General features: G+C 69.0%; 6 protein-coding genes. 2 read left to right on the forward strand and 4 right to left on the reverse strand.

Features of this window, described 5'->3' with window-relative positions:
• Position 1: 1 nt before the first annotated feature.
• The 4 genes from RKE40_RS17665 to RKE40_RS17680 all read right to left on the reverse strand — a co-directional run bounded on the left by RKE40_RS17665 (position 2) and on the right by RKE40_RS17680 (position 3,460).
• A complete protein-coding gene (locus RKE40_RS17665; protein WP_316019539.1) occupies positions 2-850 on the reverse strand; it encodes an urease accessory protein UreD in 849 nt (282 codons plus the stop codon).
• Between the two features lie 114 nt (positions 851-964).
• Positions 965-1,858 (reverse strand): PfkB family carbohydrate kinase, encoded by an 894-nt coding sequence (locus RKE40_RS17670; protein WP_316019540.1) that lies wholly within the window; start codon positions 1,856-1,858, stop codon positions 965-967.
• Positions 1,859-1,863: 5 nt separating this feature from the next.
• On the reverse strand, positions 1,864-2,907 hold the full coding sequence (locus RKE40_RS17675) for an aldose epimerase family protein (RefSeq protein WP_316019541.1): 1,044 nt from the start codon (positions 2,905-2,907) through the stop codon (positions 1,864-1,866).
• Positions 2,908-3,010: 103 nt separating this feature from the next.
• Positions 3,011-3,460 (reverse strand): VOC family protein, encoded by a 450-nt coding sequence (locus tag RKE40_RS17680; protein ID WP_316019542.1) that lies wholly within the window; start codon positions 3,458-3,460, stop codon positions 3,011-3,013.
• Between the two features lie 79 nt (positions 3,461-3,539).
• Here RKE40_RS17680 and RKE40_RS17685 point away from each other — a divergent pair, with 79 nt between their 5' ends.
• A complete protein-coding gene (locus RKE40_RS17685) occupies positions 3,540-4,985 on the forward strand; it encodes a cation diffusion facilitator family transporter (protein WP_316019543.1) in 1,446 nt (481 codons plus the stop codon).
• A 78-nt stretch (positions 4,986-5,063) separates the two neighbouring features.
• On the forward strand, positions 5,064-6,708 hold a 1,645-nt coding region (pepN, locus tag RKE40_RS17690; protein ID WP_316019544.1), incomplete at its 3' end, for an aminopeptidase N.

The raw sequence follows: 6,708 nt of genomic DNA on the forward strand, positions 1-6,708 counted from the left end.
CTCAGATTGACCAGGTGCGCGGCAGCGCACGCCGGGTCAGATGCCCGAGCAGCATGACGAGGGCGCGACGCAAGGCCTGCGCATCGCCGCCGAGGAGACGGATCAGGAGGAAGCCTTCATGCGCGCCCGCCGCCGCCTCGACCTCTGAGAAGACGGTTTCCTCGGCCAGGAATGCCCTGATCTCGTCCAGCCGTCCGGGCTCCGTCGCGAGCACGGTCGAGATCGCGCGCGCGCCCTGCCCCACCGCCTTGCGGCGCAAGGTCTCCTCGATCGCGCCTTCGAGACGCAGATCCTCGGCGAAGACCAGCCGCCCGGCGCGCCTGATGCGCCAGCGGTCGCGCACTGAGCCATGCAGCAGCGTCTCGCCCATGGCGGCACGGCCGAAATAGAGCGTCTCGCAGGCAATGAAGCGCGAATCCGCGGCGAGATCGACGCTCAGGCTGCGTGCCAGCCGCGCGCCCGAGAACAGGATCGTCTCCTGCGGCAGCCAGGCGAGCTCGGCCCCCGGCGCGACGGCAATCTCTGTATCCACATGAGTATCGGAGCCCTGGCTGCGATAGATCTTCTCGGCCGCCTGAGTGGTGACGACGGCCTGCGCCCCGGGGTCGAGCGCGATCTGCGTCCGGGCGCGGTCGCCGCCGGCCATGCCGCCGGCGGTGTTGATCAGCACCGCCTCGCAGCGGCCGTCATGGCTGGTCGGAAAACGGGCGCGATAGCCGCCGCTCTCGGCGACCTCCAGCCGCATGGTGCGCGCGCCGACCGCGCCAAAGCGCAGGCGGACGCCGCCGCTGGCCCGGACATAGGCCGGCAGCAGCGGATCGACGGGCAAGGGCAGCGCGGGAGCATACATGGCAGGCCGGCTCTGGCGGACGGCCGCAGTCTTTCGTGCCCGGAATTCGCCGGCAAGGGCCAGCCCGCCGGGCGCTGCCCAAATTACGGGCAGCGCCGCCCAGCCTGCAGGCAATCAGGGATGCGCAGCTAGGAAGCGTTCGACCTCGTCGCGCTTCGGCGTGCCGGAGCGGCCGCCGAAGCGGCTGCACTTGATCGCCGCGACGGCCGAGGCGAAGCGCACCGCCGCCCGCTCGCTCTGCCCTTCGGCGAGCGCAAGCGCGAAGGCGCCGTGCCAGACATCGCCCGCGCCGAGCGTGTCGACCGCCTCGATCGGAAAGGCCGGCAGATGGGCGATGCCGCCATTCTCCATGAACAGGACGCCGCGATGGCCGAGCGTGACGGCGAGCCAGTTAGAGGCGCCCTGCGCCAGCCCGGCGAGCGCCTCGCGCGGGTCGCCCTCGCCGCAGATCTCGGTCAGCGCCTTCTCGCTATAGGCGACATGGCTGGCGGTGGTGACCATTTCGGGATGGGTCGGCTGGCGGTCGCCGTCGATGACGCCGGGCACACCGGCCGCCCGCGCCAGCTTCAGCGCCGCGAGCGAGCCCTCGCCCCAGCGCGTATCGACCAGCACAGCATCCGCCCCGACCGGAAGCGTGGCGGGTAGCCAGTCCGGCTCGATCGGCGTCGCGGGATCGGTATAGGACACCACCATGCGCTCGCCCTGAGCATCGATCAGGATCGAGGAAACCGGCGAGCGCAACTCGGCAAAGCGGTGCGAATAGGAGGTATCGACGCCCTCGGCGTGCAGGTCCGCCAGGATCGCGTCGCCAGTCAGGTCGTCGCCGAGCCGGGTCGCGAGCCAGGCCTTGCCGCCCGAACGCGAAACCGCGACAGAGCCGCTGCCGGCGCAGCCGCCGCCGGTGACGACGAGATCGCGGGCGCGATCCTTCTCGCCGGGGTTCGGGACATGCGAGACGCTGTAGACATAGTCCAGCGTCGCGATACCAAGACAGAAGACGCCGGCCATGAAGCTCAGACTCCGAACCTGAATTCACTGAGCTGGCGATAGACCTCGCCCGGCCGCAGCACCGTTGACGGGAAATGCGGCAGGTTCGGCGAATCCGGCACATGCTGCGGCTCAAGCGCTATCCCGGCATTGGGGCCGTAGGCAACACCGTCCAGCCCCGGCACCGGGGTGGCGAGCTTGGCGCCGTCATAGACCTGCAGCGCCGGCTCGGTGGTCCAGACCTCCATGGAAAGCCCGGAGCGACGGGAGCGCAGCGTTGCGGCATGGGCGAGTTCGAGCCCGCCGGCCGCCTGTTCGCGCCGGTCGCGGCACAGGATGAAGTTGTGGTCGTACCAGAAGCGGCTGCCGTCCGGGTTGGCAAAACGGACCGCCCGGGTCTTCCGGAAATCGAAGGGCGTGCCGGCGACATCGGCCAGCGAGCCATCGGGGATCAGGTCGGCATCGACGGGCGTCGTCAGATTGGCGCGGACCTCAAGCTCATGGTCGAGGATGTCCGGGCCATCGTCGAGCCGGAAATAGGAATGATGGGCGAGGTTGACGATGGTCGGCGCATCGGTGGTGGCCGAGAGTTCGAGGCGCAAGGTCGCGCCATCGACCAGCGCATAGCGGCACCAGACCCGCAGCGTGCCGGGATAGCCTGCATCGCCATCGGCCGAGACCAGCGCCAGCGTCACGCTCGCCTCGTCGTGCTGGATCATCGTCCAGGGCCGCTTGCCGAAGCCCTGTCCGCCGCCGTGCAGCGAATGCTTGCCGCCCTGGTTCAGCGGCGTGCGATGGGAGACGCCGTCGAGCATGAAGCGGCCATGGCCGATGCGATTGGCGAAACGCCCGGCGATCGCGCCCATATGCGGCGAATGCGCGGGATAGTCCGCGAAGTTGGGGAAGCCGAGCACGACGCGCTGACGGCTTCCATCCGGCAGCGGCACGACGAGATCGCGCAGCACGGCGCCCCATTCCATCACCCTGGCCTCGGCGCCGCCGGGCGAATGCAGAACCGCCTCGTGGATCGGCGTTCCGTCGTCGAGATGGCCGAAGAGGGCTTTGTTCAAGGACGCGTCTCCCGCTGGCGGCGCCTCTCGACCAGAGCGCCATCCTGATTGGTCATGGGACGAAACCGCCGGGCGGACAAGCCGCCCGGTCGGAAACGCTCGCCTACCAGACGCCAGTGTTCGGCATGCTCAGCCATGGCTCGGCCGGCGGCTTGGGCTCGCCCTTCTGGAGCAGTTCGATCGAGATGTTGTCGGGCGAGCGGATGAAGGCCATGTTGCCGTCGCGCGGCGGCCGGTTGATGGTGATGCCGGCCTTCATCAGCTTGTCGCAGGTCGCGTAGATGTCGTCGACCTCATAGGCGAGGTGACCGAAATTGCGCCCGCCGGTGTAGACCTCCGGATCCCAGTTATAGGTCAGCTCCAGGGTCGGGCGGCCGCGGCTGCCCTGCTCCTTGACCGTCGCCGCATCCTCCGGCGCAGCCAGGAAGACCAGCGTGAAACGCCCCTTCTCGCTCTCCATGCGGCGGGTTTCGACGAGGCCGAACTTGGTCACGTAGAAATCGAGTGCGGCATCGAGGTCGGTGACGCGCACCATGGTGTGGAGATATCTCACGGTTCTTCTCCCAGGGTTGATCTGGCCGATAGATCGGGCCAAACCCGCCATTCGCCAAGAGGGCTCGCGCGGACTTACCATGACCGACACGCAGGATCGCATGCCGACGGCGGCCGCCTCGGCCGAGGTGTCGCGGATCAAGCAGCGGGCGGCGGCGCTCTCGGTCGCCGCCAGCGTGCTGCTGACGCTGGCGAAATTCGCGGCGGCGCTGGTCTCGGGCTCGCTCGCGCTTCTGACCGACGCGCTGCAGGGGCTGATCGACATCGGCTCGACGCTGTTCACCTGGTTCGCGGTGCGCGCCGCCGACAAGCCGGCCGACGACGAGCATCATTACGGCCATGGCAAGGTCGAGGCGCTGGCTGCGCTGCTCGAGACCGCGATCCTGTTCGGGCTCTCGGGCGCGATCCTCTGGGAGGCGATCAACCGCCTGCGTGCCGGTACGGAGCCGCCGGTCGAGGTGACCGCGCTCGTCGTCGGCGTGCTCCTGTTCTCGCTGATGGTCGACGCGACGCGCTGGCGGGCCCTGACGACCGTTGCGCGCGACACCCGCAGCGAAGCGCTCGCCGCCGAGGCGACGCATTTTGCCACCGATTTCGTCGGCACGGCGCTGGTGCTCGCCGGCCTCGTGCTGTCGCGGATGGGCGTGCCGATGGCCGACAGCGCCACCGCGCTCGGTCTCGCGCTCTACATGATCCTCACCGCCTTCCGGCTCGGGCGGCGCACCATCGACACGCTGATCGACGCCGCGCCCAAGGGGCTGTCGGAGCGGCTGCGGCAGGCTGCCGGCGAAGTACCGGGCATCGTCGCTGTCGAATGGCTGAAGCTGCGCCCGGCCGGCGGGCAGGTCCAGGGCGAGATCGGGATCCTGGTCTCGCGCACGCTGCCGCTCGACCGCGTCACCGCGATCAAGACCGAGTTGCTGGCGGCGCTGGCAGCCGCCGAGCCCAATGCCGAAATCACCGTCACGGCCAATCCGGTACAGGTCGATGACGAAACGGCGCTGGAGCGCGTCCTCTTGATCGCGCTGAAGATGAAGGTGCCGGTGCACCATGTCAGCGTCCATACGATCGGGGGGCGCCTCTCCGTCTCGCTGGACATGGAGGTCGATGCCGGCCTGCCGCTGTCCGAGGCGCATGACATCGCGACCCGGCTGGAAAGCGCGATCCGGGCCGAGTTCGGCGGCGAGACCGAGGTCGAGACCCATATCGAGCCGATGGAGACCAGCCAACCCAGCGGGCACAACGCCGCCTGGGAGACCGTCGAGGCGATAGGCAAGGCGATCGCGCAGGAGGCGGCGCGCGCCGCCGAGTCCGGCGGGCCGATCCGCGACATCCACTCGGTGCGGGTGCGCGAGACCCGCAACGGCCTCGTCGTCAACTATCACTGCCGAGCCGAGGGCGGACTCGACGTTGCCGCCGTGCACCACGCCGTCGACGCGATCGAACGGGCGGTCAGGCAGGCACGCCCGGATGTCTGCCGGCTGGTCAGCCATGCCGAGCCGGTCGCCAGCACGGGACACCACTAAGCTGGGCGCGGGCCGGTTTTCGGATCGGCCGCCCAGCCTGTAAGACAAGCAACCAGCCTTCCAATGATCGGACGAGCCATGCGCGCCGAAGATACCCCGATGATCCGCCTCGAGGATTACCGCCCGTCCGACTGGCTGATCGATACCGTCGACCTCGACATCGTGCTCGATGCGGGCCGCACGCGGGTCCGCGCGCTGCTGCAACTGCGGCCGAACCCGCAGGGCCGCGCCGGCGCACCGTTGGTGCTCGACGGCGACGAGCTGACGCTGGGCTCGATCGCGCTGGACGACGTGCCGCTAGACCCCGCTCTCTACACTGCGACGCCGCAGTCGCTGACGCTGCCTTCCCCGCCCGAGCGGGCCTTCTCGCTCAGGATCGAGACCGAGCTCAACCCTGCCGCCAACACCAAGCTGATGGGGTTGTATCGCTCCAGCGGCGTCTACTGCACGCAGTGCGAGGCCGACGGCTTCCGCCGGATCACCTATTTCCTCGACCGGCCGGACGTGATGAGCGTCTACACCGTCAGACTGGAGGCGGTGAAGGCCGAGGCGCCGGTGCTGCTGGCGAACGGCAATCTGGTCGCCGCGGCCGAGCTTCCCGGCGGCGAGCGCCATTTCGCCGTCTGGCATGACCCGCACCCCAAGCCCGCCTATCTCTTCGCGATCGTCGGCGGCCGGCTCGACCATGTCCGCCAGCCCTATGTCACCGCCGACGGCCGCAAGGTCGAGCTTGCGGTCTATGTCGAGCCGGGCAAGGCCGGGCGCGCCGGCTGGGCGCTCGACTCGCTGGTGCGCTGCATGCGCTGGGACGAGCGCGTCTTCGGCCGCAACTACGATCTCGACGTGTTCAACGTCGTCGCCGTCTCCGACTTCAACATGGGCGCGATGGAGAACAAGGGCCTCAACATCTTCAACGACAAATACGTGCTGGCCGACCCGCAGACGGCGAGCGACGGCGACTACATCTCGATCGAGGCGATCATCGCCCACGAGTATTTCCACAACTGGACCGGCAACCGCATCACCTGCCGTGACTGGTTCCAGCTCTGCCTGAAGGAGGGTCTCACGGTCTTCCGCGACCAGGAATTCTCCTCCGACGAGCGCTCGCGCCCGGTGAAGCGCATCGCCGATGTCCGCACCCTGCGCTCGACCCAGTTCTCCGAGGATGCGGGCCCCCTCGCCCATCCGGTCAGGCCGCGCGCCTATAAGGAGATCAACAACTTCTACACGCCGACGGTCTACGAGAAGGGCGCGGAGGTGATCCGCATGCTCAAGGTGCTGATCGGCGACGACGCCTTCGCACGCGGCATGGACCTCTATTTCGAGCGCTGCGACGGCACGGCGGCGACGATCGAAGAGTTCCTCGACTGCTTCATCGAGACCTCGGGCCAAGACCTCGGCCATTTCGCCAGATGGTACGAGCAGGCCGGCACGCCGACCGTGGTGGCGAGCGGCCGCTACGACGCCGCGGCGAAGAGCTTCACGCTCGACCTCGCCCAGTCGACGCCGCCGACCTCCGGCCAGACGGAGAAGGCGCCTGTCGTCATTCCCGTGGCGCTCGGCCTCGTCGGCAAGGATGGCGACCTGCCGCTCAACAGCCTCTCGCCGGCGCTGAAGGCCGGCGGCGTCGTCGTGCTCGACGAGCCCTCGCTGAGCGTGACCTTCACCGGGCTCAGCGAAGCGCCGGCCCCCTCGCTGCTGCGCGGCTTCTCCGCGCCGGTGC

This window comes from Allobosea rubneri (genome assembly GCF_032464875.1).
GTDB lineage: Bacteria > Pseudomonadota > Alphaproteobacteria > Rhizobiales > Beijerinckiaceae > Allobosea > Allobosea rubneri.